Raw genomic sequence first — 14,960 nt, forward strand, 5'->3', positions numbered from 1 at the left:
GGAAATTAATTTTGTAGACTCTAACGAAAAAAGGGACTTCTCACATTAAATGAACGAATCATTTACATTCTTTGGATTTTCACGTATTATTTGTTTTAATAATCAGATAAAAAGGAGCGAGACGGATGACGATTGAAACATTAGATCAAGTAAAACTTCGCCTATTGGATTGTTTAACGGCTGCGCAAGTGACGGATAATGAAACCGTCCGTGCATTACACGGACAGGATGAATCGTATCATGAACCCGCACTTCCGGATCTCGTTGTATTTCCTCGTTCTACGCAGGATGTTTGCGAGATTATTAAAATTGCTCATGAGTATGAAATTCCTGTCATTCCATTTGGGCGGGGCACGAGTCTTGAAGGACATACTATTCCGTATGATGGCGGAATCTCCATTGATTTTAGTGAAATGAATCAAATTTTGGCCATTGAACCTGAAAACTTGCTTGTAAAGGTCCAACCGGGCGTGACGCGTACGCAGTTAAATAAAGAATTAAAAAAACACGGCTTATTTTTCTCCGTCGATCCTGGTGCAGACGCAACACTTGGCGGAATGGCTGCAACGAATGCAAGCGGCACAACTGCCGTTAAATATGGTGTCATGCGGAATCAAGTGCGCAATTTGGAAGTCGTTATCGCGAATGGTGAGATTATACATACAGGAAATTCTGCTGCGAAATCGTCATCTGGGCTCCATTTAAATGGCTTATTTGTCGGTTCAGAAGGTATTTTAGGCTGTATTACTGAGCTTACTTTGCGCGTGTATGGCATTCCGGAGCATGAAGTTGCTGGTCGGGCAGTATTTGCTACGACTGCGGATGCCGTTCAAGCAGTAACCGCATTAAAGCAAGCTGGCATTCCAATCGCTCGTGTTGAATTAGTCGATGCAGCATCCATCCATGTCACGAATCTTTATAGTGAAACGAACTATCCGGAAAAGCCGACGTTATTTTTAGAGTTTCATGGCAATGAAGCGGGGTTACAGCAAGATATTCAATTCGCCACGGACATACTACAACAATTTCAGTGCGAGGAACTTCAATTTGAAAAAGATACAGCCGCGCGCAATAAGTTATGGCACGCTCGCCACAATCTTGCCTACGCTTTTATCCATGCGAGTCCTGGAAAGAAGTTTATGTCAACCGATGTTTGTGTGCCTATTAATGAATTAGCAGAAGCCATTGAATATTCAAGGGAACTTCTGAATTCATCTGGTTTGACTGGTGGCATAACGGGTCATGTTGGGGATGGTAATTTTCACGCACTACTAATGATTGATTTAAAAAATCCAATGGAAGTGGAAGCTGCCAAACAAGTGAATGAGCAGATTGTGGCCTTTGCACTAAAGCGCGGTGGTACATGTACAGGAGAGCATGGGGTCGGAGTTGGTAAGATGAGCTATCAACAGCAAGAACATGGCAATGCCCTTTTCGTAATGAAGGCGATTAAACAAGTGCTTGATCCTAAAAACATTATGAATCCGAATAAACTGCTATAACAACATCGTGTTGACCTATTACCCCGGCGGATGTCACAGAGTTTTTCGAGAACCTCGAAAAAAATCTGGACGCAAATATGCCGAGTCAAATTTGATTTAACAGCCTTCTAGCCATTGTGCTAGAAGGCTATTTAATTTGTTCTATTGTTTATGCTTCCGTCGCAGAAGGTTTCCGTTGCATCATTTTATAAAACACGGAAGCTAAAACTTGTTGGAACAGCATACCGAAAACGACGGGCATCGCTACTTTTGAAGGGAAATACGTTGTCGCAATGACCACACCTACTGCGATATTTCGCATGCCAGCATTGAACACAAATGTCGCTTGGTCCGCGCTTGATTTCCAAAAAAGACGGGATAAAATAAGCGAAAATGTATAACCTGAAATCGCAACGAATAATACTAGGCCGATAACCGCTGCTAATTCACCATTAATTGATTTCACATACGGCGCAATCGCACTACTATTAATCATAATAATACTAAATAAGCATAGCTTCGATATAAGAGATAACGGTTGTCCTAGCTTTTCTTGCAATTTTCCCTTCGTCCATTCACTAATTAGCATGCCGAAAATCGACGGCAGCACAATCATCCATACTAAATCAAGAATAAGTGATGTTGTCTCTAATTGAATAGATTCCCCAGCGGCTAAATGAAGTGTCACAGGCATTAAAATCGGCGCGAGTAATGTATCGATTAAAATAATGGCTAAGCATAATGGCAAATTCCCTTTACTAATCGTCACCCAAATGACGCTCGTGACACCTGTTGGAACTGCAACCGACAGCAAAAATCCAATTGATAATAGACGGTCATCAAATATCGTTTCAGCTAAAAAGAACGCCCATAATGGCATTAAAATATGTAAAAATGCGATGATGAAAAGAATCGTTTTCGGATACTCCTTAAACACTTTAATATCCCGAAATTTTAAATTCAGACTGCTGATGAATGTCATACAGGCAAATAAAATCGGGACTAAAAATAAGAAATGTCCCCCGACTTTTTCTAGTAGTACCCCAATTACTAAGCTAAGCGGTGTTAGTACAGGCATCCATCGTTGAATAAATTGATTGAGCTGTTGAACCATGATTTGCGCCTCATTTCTAGTAAAAAAATTCCTATTCAATTGTAGCATATATAGAGTTCTTTGCATGGGTTATGTTATTTAATGAAGGTGATTGATTGAGCGATGATATACAACCAAACACAAAAAGACCTATGGAAAATTCGAGTGCACTGAAAAAGTCCATATGGTGTAAGCATTCTATTTTAGATTCTAATAAAGTAAGTCCTTGTAGGCTGGCTCAAGCACATGAGGCGCACTTCGCATAATCATACGCTGTCACATTGTAACCATTTTTCGATAAGAAAACTGCATTGCACCCTTCCCCTTCTGCATAAGCAGCAATTTGATTTCCTTGATTTAAAAATGAATATGCTCCTTAATAAACTGGTTCGGCTCTGTACCGTAAACATAGTTTTGTTGCGCAAATCTTGATTCCCACGGATTCATTTTCATCACCCCATATAATTATTGTACCAGTATTGCCAAAAAACTACTTTTCAATATGACATAAAAAGACTACAATACCCCTATAGGTAAATTAACAAGGGGGATTTCACATGAAGAAATGGTACATTTATTTTGTTGCAATGATTGCGGTATTTGCTTTAGCAGCTTGTAGTACAGATAACAAAGAAGGCTATGTGACAATTCAAATCGATGAAGTCGCGCAGAAAATGAAGGACGGCTATGTTGTGCTTGATGTACGAGAAGTCAATGAATTTGCAGAGGGACATATTCCAGGTGCACAAAATAAGCCTCTTAGTATGTTACAAGCCGCGGATTTCACGGAATTATCAAAGGATGAAAAATATATTGTTATCTGTCGCAGTGGTAATCGATCCCAAACAGCTAGTGACATTTTACAAATAGAAGGCTATTCCATCATCAATGTTGCACAGGGCATGTCAAGCTGGACTGGTGACGTAGAAAAATAATTACCCACACATAGATAGGAACATTAAGCCTGCATTCAAACAGGTTTAATGTTCCTTTATCCCCAAATTTACGATTGATCACATCCAATGCCCTATAGCTTTGCGAATTTTTGCGGAGAACCGTTGGAATGGTGGTAATTCTATCCGTCTGACCAATAAAATACCGCCATTGTAATACAACAACTAGTAATTGGACCAATCACCCCACTGCGCACCACCCATTCATAATTGCTAATGAATTCCATATGATAATACATCTATATTTTGGAGGTCATGGCTATGCAAAATAATAACCGGAAGAGAAATAGTGAAGCCACGCAGGAAAACAACCCAGCCATTCAAGCCGCAACCGTTGAAGTAATAGCGGGTTTATTTGCTACGCTAGCTGAAGGACTTGCTACATTTGCATCCGTATTAGCTGTACAAGAAGTCCAACAACTTGCTGAAGAGAATGAAAAAAGTAGTGCGGATATACAAGAAATACAGCGACAGCTTACTAATTTAACAAAAGAAGTGAAAAAAATTTCAAAGGCTTTAAATATATAAATTGTTCAAATTCGTGAACTTCGCTAATATGAGGAAGTTCACAAGATTGAGTATGAAAAATACGTTACTTTTAATAGCGAAATGCCAGCATTTCAGCCTAAAAAGTTGGGTATCCCAAATATAGTGAGGCGTACATGCTTTAATATCAAATCAACGATATTATCGACTAGTAAAGCCTATAATCGAGCTGACGTATGAAGTATTCACAGGCACCCGACTATGAGCTTCATGCCATGCTTTATCTGGTTACTGAATCACCGGATAACCCTCTATTCGCTGTTTCTACTATATGATAATGAATTAAAAGACTTCTTACCTAAACTCTCAATAGCTTTACTATATGCCCCTACATCTATTAATGTACTAGCAACTTTAAGTACACCCAGTTTGATACGCATTTCAATTTCAAATAGTACATTCTTAGTTCTAATAAAGTCTGTTGCACTAACAATCTGAGTTATTTTGATATTAGGCACATTAATAAAAAAAAAATTTAATATAAATACAAATAAGACCACTCATTATGGACTGCATCCCAATGGTTATTGTCTAACCATTGGGATACTGTTTCATCACAGAGTGATCTTTTTATTAGGAAATAAATTTATCACACAACTAACTTGTGAAATAAACACAAACTATTGATCAACAGATCATTCACCATAGGGAGTTCCGCATGTAATTGTTTATTTATTTGGCACTGCTTTTCTTCCATAGGTCATAAAGCGCCATAGCTTTTCAAATGGTCCCATTTTAAAGAATTTGAACCAGCTAACACTAAAGATAATTTGAATGGCAAAAATTAAGATTGCAATGATAACCACATAAGAATGCGAAACAACTTCAAGCCCCATTAAAGAAATAATAGCTAGGCCAATAAAGCTTTGTGCCAAATAATTTGTGAATGCCATTTGACCAACTCGACCAATTGGCTTAAGAAACTTCGCAATGCTTTTGTTCTCCAACATAACAAATAGACAAGTTAAATAAAAATATGTTGTCGGAACTACACCTAAACCAATAATTAATTGTAGATTTTGATAATCTCCTTTTGGGGCAAACCCAATCCAAAGAGAGATCCCTACAAAAATGGGGAATGTCACAAATTGAATCCACTTTAGTTGTTTTGAGCATTCACTAATATGATTAATCCAATCCGCTTTTGCTACTAAAAAACCAGTTAAAAACATGATGAAAATAGTAACTACATCATTTCCTAATATTCCAAAAACAGTTGAAAAGGCTCCTTGATTTGGCATAAATAATTGTCCGAGAATGCAAAGCACATGAACAGTAATAATAGCAAATAGCCATTTACTAATCGTTGAAATCTTTGCATTATAGAATGGAATAAGTAAAAAACCAATAATTGCATAGATAGAAAGGATTGAGCCCCAAAAAACAATTATATGGACGATACCAATTAATAATAAAGCTAGTAAACGTCTTGCAAAACGCCATCTTGGCTTATCGCCACGTGCTTCTGCTCGTGAAGCAAAAATATAAAAACCTACACCAAATAGGAATGAAAAAATCGAAAAGAACTTCTTCTCAATAAAAATATCAATAAACGTTTCAATAATACCATTAATTCCGCTATATTCAGGTAGTTCACCCTCTACCAATATCTTGAAGGCTGCTACATTTATAAACAAAATGCCAAATAACGCTAGCCCACGAATAATATCTAAGGAAACGATTCTTTCTTTCTGAGTAACAAACGAATTCATTTTTAAAAAATCCTTTTCTTTCGCACTTAATTGCGCTATAGCTATCATAGCCTCCCCTCCTTACAGTAACTTTTAGAAAAGCTTACAGGAACCTTAAATTTATAGATGTGTCTCATTATTTATTGCCTTTTTTCATTTATATTAGCTTTTAATCCCCTTCTAAAAGCAAAAATTTCATATTTTACAGTAACAATTATTTCTTTTATTAATGAGAATAGATGATGTATAGACACCGCAAATTTTTTTCCTATCCTAGCTATAAATACTGTGGACCATGATGTTCAGGATCAGGTAGACCTCTATAGTTTAAGTGCATATCTTCACAGAAGGAAAGAGTCACCTTAATTTCACACTATAATACCTCATTGCTTTTGGAATTCCCTTTATTTCAAAAACTCCTTTATAGATTAGACTTCTCACCCTATATTCTATAAAAGCATCACCTAATTGATTGTTCTGTCCATATACTTCTCCGATTAACCTTGCTGATTTCATAAAATCTTTTTCACTTTGCTTAGCATGTAAATTTCGGGCAGTATTTACAATAAAATCATCAAAGTAATCTTCATTGACAGTGTTGATTTTGTTCTTTACCCAAATCCTCACCAAACCTTTTGATTCTGATAATGCGATCCATTCTCTTTCAAATCGTGTTCTATCCTCATCAGTTAATGGTGCTGATATTTTTTCTTGATATATATTGTTTAATTGTTCACCATTTACTTCGCCCGTATGGATATCTAAACACCCAAATTCAGGTGTGTTAAATAATTCCTGATAAGCAAGTGTAGTATTGATCACGAAAACCTCATTCTTTTTTTCTTTTAGCAAGTATAAAAGATAGCGTAATCCAGTTTGTTCATTTGAATTTTCAGCAGTCCATATAACAATGTGGACCTCTCCGTTTAAACGATCTATTTCTGCAAGTGTTTTTGAAAATCTATTTTCATACTCTTCTTCAAAATAGTCATCGGAATAATTGAGATGGTCCTTCAACCATTCATGTCTGTGCTTACGACCAACCTCTTGATGAAGTTCCCAAATTGGACCAACAGCAAAGAAATCAGGAAATCCGATTATTTTATTCTCACGCCCTAATCCTACTCGTAAAGAACCGGCAGGAGATTCTCCACACACAATATGAACTGTTGAATAATCTCTCTCAACATGATTTCTATTTTGTACAACTTCGAAAAATAAATCGTATATAGAATTTAATTGTTCTAAAATTTCCTCTGGTGAATTCTTTGATTCCTGCACCATTTTTATTCGAAACATTATGCTTAACAATAGGTTCTTTGCGTCGCTAACGCTTAAATCTTTTATTGATTTATGTAACTCTTCTATCACCAAAATTCACCTCGTTATTTATTCCATTTAGTTTCTTTGTTATCTATAAATTTCTCGCTTGGAGATTCGAACTTCCTTCTTTAACTAAACTGCCCCGTTAGTTCAATAAGAAAAAGAGCTGCAAATGCAAATCAATGACCTTCAAGTTACGCCCTCGTTAGTTTATTAAGAACAGAGACGCTTACTAAACAATCGCGCGTGATTGTGGAACAAGTACCTAGATGGAATTATAGACGTACCTACAATAGATAATTATGCTATTTATATAATAGGGTGAAAACTTATTTGCTATGGGTTCGTAAATAATTGTAATTAAACCAATTATAGAAAACATCTTTTCTTCGTGGTTTTTGAGAAGTTGTGCTATATTCAAAGTGTCAGGAGTGAGTTGATGAAAAAGTTTTTAACATTTACCGCAATAATTCTTGTTTTGCTCGGAGCAGCTGGCTATGCTGTATGGCATTTTGGGACAAATATCGCTTCTGAAAAAATAATCGAAAAAGTGGAATCTACTTTAGATGACGAAAATCTAGAAGAAGTAAAATCCTATATCGAGAACGATTCGAAGGTTCAAGAAATTGTAAGCGAGGCAGCGACTACAAATCCGGATACTCTGCCCTTCCAAACTAAGGAAGAAGCGACACGTGTGTTAATAAAAAAAGTGGGCGTTAATCGTTTACTTGATATTCAGGAACAAGCGCAAAACGGTTCAATTAATAAGGATGAAGTATTATCCGAAATTGAAGGTAAACTGTCTGAAGATGAAATTTCTGCTTTAAAATATGTTTTATATAAAGAATTGAATAAATAAAACTAGCCATTTAAATGTTAAAATAAAAAAAGCAGTAAGGCTGAGATTCACATAAGGATTTTCAACACAGCTATTTTTTATTTACTTACACTAACTCCAACCGCTCGATAGCCTCATAATGTGTCGAGTGTATATGGCAACACATTGGTGCTGGTGGGTTTAATTATATAGGCTCGATTCCTATCTAGAGGAATCGAGTCCTTTTTTATCATTCTTCTACTGTTTCTTTATTAAACTAAAGCCCCCGTTAGTTGAATAAGAAAAGTGAAGCTTATTCAACAATCGCGCCAGATTGTTGAAGATCGTTTTTTAACTAATATCCCTAAAGGAAACCCCAAGAAATGTTGTTTTCACAGCATTTCTTGGGGTTTTGTGACTTCCCAAACTTTAATTTGGGAACGTTTATTCAATTTTAGATGTATAGAATATTCAAATTAGATTATTACTTTTCCTTTTTTTGTTTTATATAGTCCATTAAAATTGATATAAACATAACTAATGAAATAAGAAAATAAATTATAGTGAAAGCCTTAGAAACTAAATCTTCTCTAACCAAAAATTGAGACACTGATAAATACATAACTAAAAATGCAAGAATTAAAGCTGAAATTTTCCTCCATCCCATAAATTCATATCCTTTCTAAGCTTGCTTCAAAGGTGATATTGTAATATTTGGTACCATAGTTATTTTCGAAAGAATTTTTCAGAAAGTCACCAAAGTGTCATTTGGGAACGTTATTTAATTTAAAATTTATATCATATTCATAATTTTTGAGAAGAACCTTTTTTAAAGAAAAGGATCATAATACAAATACTACAGATGACAGTTTTAAATATTCCTAAAACGAGATAAGAGTAGTGTGAGTGATTTACTATGTTAGTAATACCATCTAAAAGGAATAAAAGCATAATAAAAATAGCAAACTTACGTACTAGATTAATATTAATATTAATATTCATTGAATTATCTCCTTACAGCTTTTTTTAAAGAACCACCAGTAAGCAAATTTCTACAGTATAGATTGTGTTTTTTTCTTAACAATGTTACTTCAAGATTAACTGTATATTTTATCCATATCAAGTGAAAATCGTTCCCAAAGCGGGATTTGGGGACATTTTGGTGATTTTCATATACCACAATGATATATATAATATTTGCCCTCAGACAGTTGTTTGGACATAGAAATGATTTTTTCAAATCTTTCTATGGTGTCATCTCTTTCAAAACTTAACGTATCTTCGCCCTCATGGAAAAAAATACGTTTTTCGATTATATTTGGACCATTCTTAAATAAATCTCTCCAAGCAGTAAAAATAGAAGTAAGGGAAGAAGCCGAATGTTCGTCAAATAATGTTACACCAATTTCATTAAGCCCTATCTCTTTCGGCATTCCTGGCAAACTAGGGATTCTACATGGAATCCATGTAAGAGAATCATGAATATAATCAAATATTTTCATATCAACTGTAATGTAATCAACAATTATATCCTTGTGATTTTCTCTATTTCTATAAAATGTTTCAAAAAATTCTTCATCTTGTGTTTCGGTTCTTTTTATCAAAAAAAACTCATGCGCGCTCATACATAAATATCCCCCTACATAAAATTCATTTAATGTAATTAACAGAGATAATATACCATGAAATTCGTTTGTTAGATTAAATAAAGTCCCCAAACCGTCGTTTGGTAACATTTCTTTAATAATTGTTAATCAATAATATGACCCGATTTTTGATCACAAGTTAAACATCACTCTTCAACTAACCTGCCCCGTTAGTTCAATAAGAAAAAAGACTTTACTCCGGCTTGAAGTAAAGCCCCCGTTAGTTGAAGAAGAAAGGAGTTACATATTATGAAATCGTGGCGATTATTGAACAGAGTCATTAAAAACCCTAATAAATTCTATCCAATATTTTTCGTATTTAAATCGTTGTTTATTTTAGAAACAACACTACTAAATGCAAATTTGATAAGGTATAACGAAAGAATAACAGCAATAAACTGGCTAAGTTACTTCATCCATCCTGTTAGGTGCAACCTATCATTAATAAAGTGATTGGCTAGTTGAATAAGCCCGAATACAATACCCACTGATGCAATAAAAGCGAACAAGATTACAATGACTTGCAGTATTGACATTTTTTTTATTTTTTTAATACTGTCATCTTTAATTGAAAAACAAATAGTAGCAACAGGTAATAATATCAAATATAAATCTAAATAGCCCAATCTAATCCACGAAGCAACCATCCCTAAAAGAAAAATCCATCCAATTATGTTAAATACTCTTTTGTTCATTTAACCATCCTCTCGTTGAAATAAAGTATAACGTTAAATGGTCCTATTATTGAACACATGTTAAACAACACTCTTCAACTAACCTACTCCAGTTAGTTTAAGTTCATTTCTTCACAATCTTTATAGTTACATTAACATAAATCTCCAAAAAAAATCATCTAACCTCTAAGAAATTTACAGAGGAGAGAGGATTTCAATCAAACTTTATTACAAATTATCGATCTTTATTATAAATAATCAAACTTTATTACAAAGCTACAGTTACCCTTTAATGAGCCATCTTTTAACCAGTCTGCGACCATCCTACAGTCACAGCTCACTCCTAAACCTCGAATCTTTATTTCTATTTCCTGTATAGTAAGAATCTCCATTAGCTGCTTAACCTCCTGTATTTATACATGTATATTCCCACATAAAACAAACTTTGTCGGCGTTTCATTCGATAGCTATCTTCATTCATGTGAACGATTTCTACCCGATGGAGTAGGCGGTGTAAAATAGCTGTTGTAATCCCATCATTACCAAATAATTCGCCCCATTGAATAAGGGCTTTTATTAGAAGTGATGATTAATGAACCACGCTCATATAGATGATTATGGTATAGCTGTAGCTTTTGAATAAAGTTTGATAAAAATCATTGCTTTTCACAGCTTATATATAATAAAGTTTGATTAAAATTTGTCGAAAAACGCTGTTCTATCAATTTTCCAACTAAAAAACAGTTTCTCTTTTATCAATCATTATAAAAACGATCAATCTTTATTTAAAATCAATACCCATCATCTCAACTAAATTACGAAGGCTCAAGTTGTACCACAGGTGCCATCTCACTGCTAATAAAATAATCTTAGGTCGATAAAGTTTCCAATTTAATACATTTCACTTTCGATACTGATCAAAATTTAGAGTAATAGTATCAGAATGTCCAAGATTCTATTTCCGGGAGTTTTGGGCGAAAATTCATTAAATTATTAATATTCCCTGTAATAAATTTACTTTTATATTCCCAATAATTCTCTTTAAAACCATTTATTTATATTTATTGAGTCGGATTTTGTTGGAATGTATGGTTTGCAATATTGACGGAAAATTAAAGTTATCGTAATATATATACAATGTTACCAATTAATTCTAAATATGGTAACGTTGTCAATATCATATGGAGATGGAGATGTAGAAGATGAAATTTTCAAAATGGGTTTTAGCAAGCGCAATTACACTAGGTTTAGGCGGAACGATTTTTACACCAGCTAATGCAGCGTCAACAGATACTTCTTTTGACAAAGTGACAGATGAGGAAATTGGAACAGTATACGGTGGTTGGAGTGAAGATACAGGTTATTTCACTAATTCATCATTATTAGAGAGAAGTATTTCACTTTTGAGTACCCCTAATCATTCTGCTGAAAGACAATGGAATGAAGGCACTACTCTGCCCTACGAACGTATAGTAGCTACTACTACTTGGGACGGTGTATATCACTATTCACGAGCACGCTATGAAAATTTATTTGGAAATGTAGAGGCAGACAGTAAACGTGTATATGGTACTGGTAAAACTAAAGCAACAAGTGGCTGGCACTCTGGCGGTGGTTCTTATGCAGGTAAATCTTATTACGGAGTAGATTAAGAATAATTGGATGAACGGGATAGTCTTATGATTATCTCGTTCTCTTATTTGAGGGAAAGTTTATGAAAAGAACAGTAATATCGAACAAATTCATATTAATAATGTTTATTAGTTTTACAATAAGCAACGTATTATTTTATCTAAATGATTCTATAAATTATAACAATATGATAAACAATGGATATGTTAATAGTAATGCTATTGAATTTGTCATTCAAGAAGAAAAAGGTTTATTCAAAAATGAGACTGAAGCCCCTTATTTATTATTCCAGTACAATACAGCAACGCCTAATTTCCGATATATCTATTATAATGATTCTTCAATTAAATTACCTCCTACAAATATTAAATCTAAAGGAATTAATAACAATGAAGATTATATTATTAAAGGTTCGCTATATCCAAATGAATCTGTACCAGATTCTTATAAAACCTTAATTATAGGTGAATTCGACACACCATACTCATATATTCTAAATAATCAAATGTGGTACTTTCCAAAACAACAGCAGATAGATCTCACAAATGGGACACGGTTTATTTTGAACGGAAAGGATCCCTACAAACTAATTGATGATTTATTTCCTAATACAGATTATAAAATATTGAACATTGAAGAAAGTGGTACGTATATTTTAAAATCAAATATGTTAATGAAAATATTTTTAAAAGTTTCAACAATTTTTATTATTATATTCACCATATTATTTATGATTTACTCTCTTAAGCATAAAAAAACAATGATTATTATTGGTTATCTATACGGAGGGGACGGTCGTTCAATATTTTTTAAAATATTCAAATTAGAGATGATGAGTTTATTGTATATTGTAGTATTAGAAATTATACTGCTTCTAGTTTTTAAAAGATTTTATCCTGTCTGGGAAAATAATTGGATATATCACATTATTATTTATATGTTTTCGTCTTGTTTAGTATATATATTATCGTGCTATATCTTAACAAAATCCTTAATAAAAAAAGGAGTTCAATCAATTTGAAAATCGGTAAAACAATTCCCCCCCAAAAAAAATGGTATAAGTTCTTATTAATACTTTTGTCGTTCATTCTAACTTCAGTAGTATTACTGGTTTTGATAAACATTAACTCATCAAAATTAGAAATAGAATCGACAAATAAATTCAATAATCAGAATTTATACGAAATTACAGATATGCTAATAAACGAACGTGAAGTTGAGTTTTTTAATGATATTAATAATTACGATGTGTTAAATAATTTTAATGTGAACGTAGAAAAAAATAATAATTTCAGTTTTTATAATGTTGTTTGGCAACCTATAGCTATTCAAAACTATCCTGATAATGAACAATTTGCGGCTTATTACGATATAGAAGGTGACGATGAACTAGTTGAGGTTGAAGGAGAAGTTTATAGAGTTTCGAACGCAATACAAGTGAGTAAAAATGTGTTTAATTTTAATACAATAGAACTTATTAAAGGGGAAAAATTTATTGACAGCGATTATCAGTATAATTCTGAATCTAATATAATCCCGATTATCTTAGGTTATGATTATCTAAATTATTTCGATGTAAACGATGAAATTAAGATGAATTTATATGGAGAAGATTTTATCGGGAAAGTTATAGGTATCGGCAGTAAAGATGCGTCTGTTTATTCGAATCAAGATCCTCAACTATTATTGAATAGATACATAATATTACCATCTTTAAACTTTTCTGAACAACCTTCGGAAATGCTAGCTGCTAACCAAGTAGGGGCATTGTATATTAAGGCACTTTCTTTAACTAAGGCTGGTGGAAGTTTAATATCTAATCAAAGCGCAGTAGAAATAAGACAAGAAATATCAGAAATAGCTAATTTAACAGGATTCTATGATTATCAAATTATTGGAGCTAATTCAACATCAGTAAACCTTTTATTTAAAATGGTGAATTCTAATCAAATTGTAATAAATATAGCATCTGGTGCTGTGATGATTTTAATTTTATTTATGATTGTTTTGTTAATTAATATTAGTATAAAACGGGAGTTTGAATCTTATTTAGTTTATATCATCAACGGTGTTACACATAGTACTGTTAAAGCTGCGATAATAAAAGAGTTTTTAATATTCAGTAGTGTAGGTAGCATATTCGCAATATTAGTAATATGTATGTTTATTAAAGATCTATCCTTCTTATCTATGTTTATTTTTGTAGCATGTTTTATAGTAGGGGGATTGTCAGGATTGATTTATTACTTAGTAAATAAATTAGTAGCAGATACGAACGTAGTTGAAAAGTTAAAGGGTGATTAAAATAGAACTTATTACATTAAATAACATTGTAAAAAAATATGATGATAAAGTAATTATGGATGGATTGGATTTGAAAATTTATCAAAATCAATTTATATCAATTAAAGGTGCAAGTGGTATAGGAAAAAGTACGTTATTAAACATACTTGCAGGATTGGAAAAAAGTGATAGTGGCAAACATGTTTTTAATAATGAATCAATGCATGATATGAATAATAATCAATTGTCCGAAGTTAGAGGGAAATATATGGGCTATATTTCTCAAAATAATCCAATGATTAGAAAAAGGACAGTTAGAGAAAACATTTTATTCCCCTTGACATTAGGGAACCATAATATTCAAAAGGCTAATGTATTAATTGAGGAATTAAGTGCATATTTGAAAATCGATCATTTATTGGATAATAAAATCGAAAAGTTGTCTGGTGGGGAAAAACAACGCGTAGGAATTGTAAGAGCCTTAGCCAAAGAACCAATGTTGTTAATAGCTGATGAACCTACCGGCTCATTAGATGAAAATACAACAATTTTAGTGTTTGAATTATTTAAAGAATTATCAGCGAAAAAAATGACTATAATTATGTCGTCGCATAGCCATTTAAGCAAATCATATGTTGATAAGGAATACATTTTTAATGACAATAAGTTGATGCCCTCCTGTTAGATTAATATGAGACAGATAAAAAGTAAGCACGTAATCAAATAACGCATTTGAACACCCAGACACCTCCGGAACGATAGAAGTATCAATTAAAGGGGGTGCTTCGAACTCCACCGCTTCTTCTTTATCTAAAGTAGAA

The 14,960-nt window shown here is 33.2% G+C and carries 14 protein-coding genes and 2 pseudogenes; 8 read left to right on the forward strand and 8 right to left on the reverse strand.

Annotation, left to right across the window (positions count from 1 at the left end; translation table 11 throughout):
- Positions 1–125 precede the first annotated feature (125 nt).
- Positions 126–1,502: an FAD-binding oxidoreductase gene (locus ACQKIH_RS09305; protein WP_427765339.1), complete on the forward strand. Its 1,377-nt coding sequence runs from the start codon at positions 126–128 to the stop codon at positions 1,500–1,502.
- A 148-nt stretch (positions 1,503–1,650) separates the two neighbouring features.
- Here ACQKIH_RS09305 and ACQKIH_RS09310 read toward each other — a convergent pair whose 3' ends face one another.
- Positions 1,651–2,595, reverse strand: a complete 945-nt coding sequence (locus tag ACQKIH_RS09310; RefSeq protein ID WP_427765342.1) for a bile acid:sodium symporter family protein — start codon at positions 2,593–2,595, stop codon at positions 1,651–1,653.
- A 536-nt stretch (positions 2,596–3,131) separates the two neighbouring features.
- On the opposite strand from ACQKIH_RS09310, the gene ACQKIH_RS09315 reads away from it, so the two are divergent.
- Both ACQKIH_RS09315 and ACQKIH_RS09320 read left to right on the forward strand, forming a co-directional pair.
- The gene (locus ACQKIH_RS09315; RefSeq protein WP_427765344.1) at positions 3,132–3,509 is read left to right on the forward strand and encodes a rhodanese-like domain-containing protein; all 378 of its coding nucleotides are present in this window, start codon (positions 3,132–3,134) and stop codon (positions 3,507–3,509) included.
- 279 nt (positions 3,510–3,788) lie between these two features.
- Positions 3,789–4,055: a hypothetical protein gene (locus tag ACQKIH_RS09320; RefSeq protein WP_057988721.1), complete on the forward strand. Its 267-nt coding sequence runs from the start codon at positions 3,789–3,791 to the stop codon at positions 4,053–4,055.
- A 269-nt stretch (positions 4,056–4,324) separates the two neighbouring features.
- Here ACQKIH_RS09320 and ACQKIH_RS09325 read toward each other — a convergent pair whose 3' ends face one another.
- From ACQKIH_RS09325 to ACQKIH_RS09335, 3 genes are all read right to left on the reverse strand, one after another.
- Positions 4,325–4,531: a hypothetical protein gene (locus tag ACQKIH_RS09325; protein ID WP_427765346.1), complete on the reverse strand. Its 207-nt coding sequence runs from the start codon at positions 4,529–4,531 to the stop codon at positions 4,325–4,327.
- A 210-nt stretch (positions 4,532–4,741) separates the two neighbouring features.
- Positions 4,742–5,785, reverse strand: a complete 1,044-nt coding sequence (locus tag ACQKIH_RS09330) for a DUF418 domain-containing protein (protein ID WP_427765389.1) — start codon at positions 5,783–5,785, stop codon at positions 4,742–4,744.
- A 336-nt stretch (positions 5,786–6,121) separates the two neighbouring features.
- The gene (locus tag ACQKIH_RS09335) at positions 6,122–7,135 is read right to left on the reverse strand and encodes a DUF1835 domain-containing protein (protein ID WP_427765348.1); all 1,014 of its coding nucleotides are present in this window, start codon (positions 7,133–7,135) and stop codon (positions 6,122–6,124) included.
- A 391-nt stretch (positions 7,136–7,526) separates the two neighbouring features.
- Between ACQKIH_RS09335 and ACQKIH_RS09340 the strand changes: the two genes are divergently transcribed.
- Entirely contained in the window at positions 7,527–7,946 is a 420-nt protein-coding gene (locus ACQKIH_RS09340; RefSeq protein ID WP_057988717.1) for a hypothetical protein, read from the forward strand.
- 1,127 nt (positions 7,947–9,073) lie between these two features.
- Here ACQKIH_RS09340 and ACQKIH_RS09345 read toward each other — a convergent pair.
- The 4 genes and pseudogenes from ACQKIH_RS09345 to ACQKIH_RS09360 all read right to left on the reverse strand — a co-directional run.
- Positions 9,074–9,640: a hypothetical protein gene (locus ACQKIH_RS09345; protein ID WP_427765351.1), complete on the reverse strand. Its 567-nt coding sequence runs from the start codon at positions 9,638–9,640 to the stop codon at positions 9,074–9,076.
- A 317-nt stretch (positions 9,641–9,957) separates the two neighbouring features.
- The gene (locus tag ACQKIH_RS09350; protein ID WP_427765353.1) at positions 9,958–10,245 is read right to left on the reverse strand and encodes a disulfide bond formation protein DsbD; all 288 of its coding nucleotides are present in this window, start codon (positions 10,243–10,245) and stop codon (positions 9,958–9,960) included.
- Positions 10,246–10,615: 370 nt separating this feature from the next.
- A pseudogene (locus ACQKIH_RS09355) lies at positions 10,616–10,841 on the reverse strand (ATP-binding protein); the annotation flags it as partial.
- Positions 10,842–11,023: 182 nt separating this feature from the next.
- Positions 11,024–11,092 (reverse strand): annotated as a pseudogene (locus ACQKIH_RS09360) (IS6 family transposase); the annotation flags it as partial.
- 334 nt (positions 11,093–11,426) lie between these two features.
- Between ACQKIH_RS09360 and ACQKIH_RS09365 the strand changes: the two are divergent.
- The 4 genes from ACQKIH_RS09365 to ACQKIH_RS09380 all read left to right on the forward strand — a co-directional run bounded on the left by ACQKIH_RS09365 (position 11,427) and on the right by ACQKIH_RS09380 (position 14,824).
- Complete coding sequence (locus tag ACQKIH_RS09365) at positions 11,427–11,876, forward strand: hypothetical protein (protein WP_427765356.1); 450 nt, start codon at positions 11,427–11,429, stop codon at positions 11,874–11,876.
- Between the two features lie 62 nt (positions 11,877–11,938).
- Complete coding sequence (locus ACQKIH_RS09370) at positions 11,939–12,877, forward strand: hypothetical protein (protein ID WP_427765358.1); 939 nt, start codon at positions 11,939–11,941, stop codon at positions 12,875–12,877.
- Positions 12,874–14,160: a hypothetical protein gene (locus tag ACQKIH_RS09375; protein ID WP_427765360.1), complete on the forward strand. Its 1,287-nt coding sequence runs from the start codon at positions 12,874–12,876 to the stop codon at positions 14,158–14,160. Before ACQKIH_RS09370 ends, ACQKIH_RS09375 begins: the two co-directional genes overlap by 4 nt.
- Positions 14,153–14,824, forward strand: a complete 672-nt coding sequence (locus ACQKIH_RS09380) for an ABC transporter ATP-binding protein (protein ID WP_427765362.1) — start codon at positions 14,153–14,155, stop codon at positions 14,822–14,824. The genes ACQKIH_RS09375 and ACQKIH_RS09380 overlap by 8 nt, the downstream gene beginning before the upstream one ends.
- The last annotated feature ends 136 nt before the right edge of the window (positions 14,825–14,960 follow it).

This window comes from Solibacillus cecembensis, assembly GCF_050272495.1.
Classification (GTDB): domain Bacteria; phylum Bacillota; class Bacilli; order Bacillales_A; family Planococcaceae; genus Solibacillus; species Solibacillus cecembensis.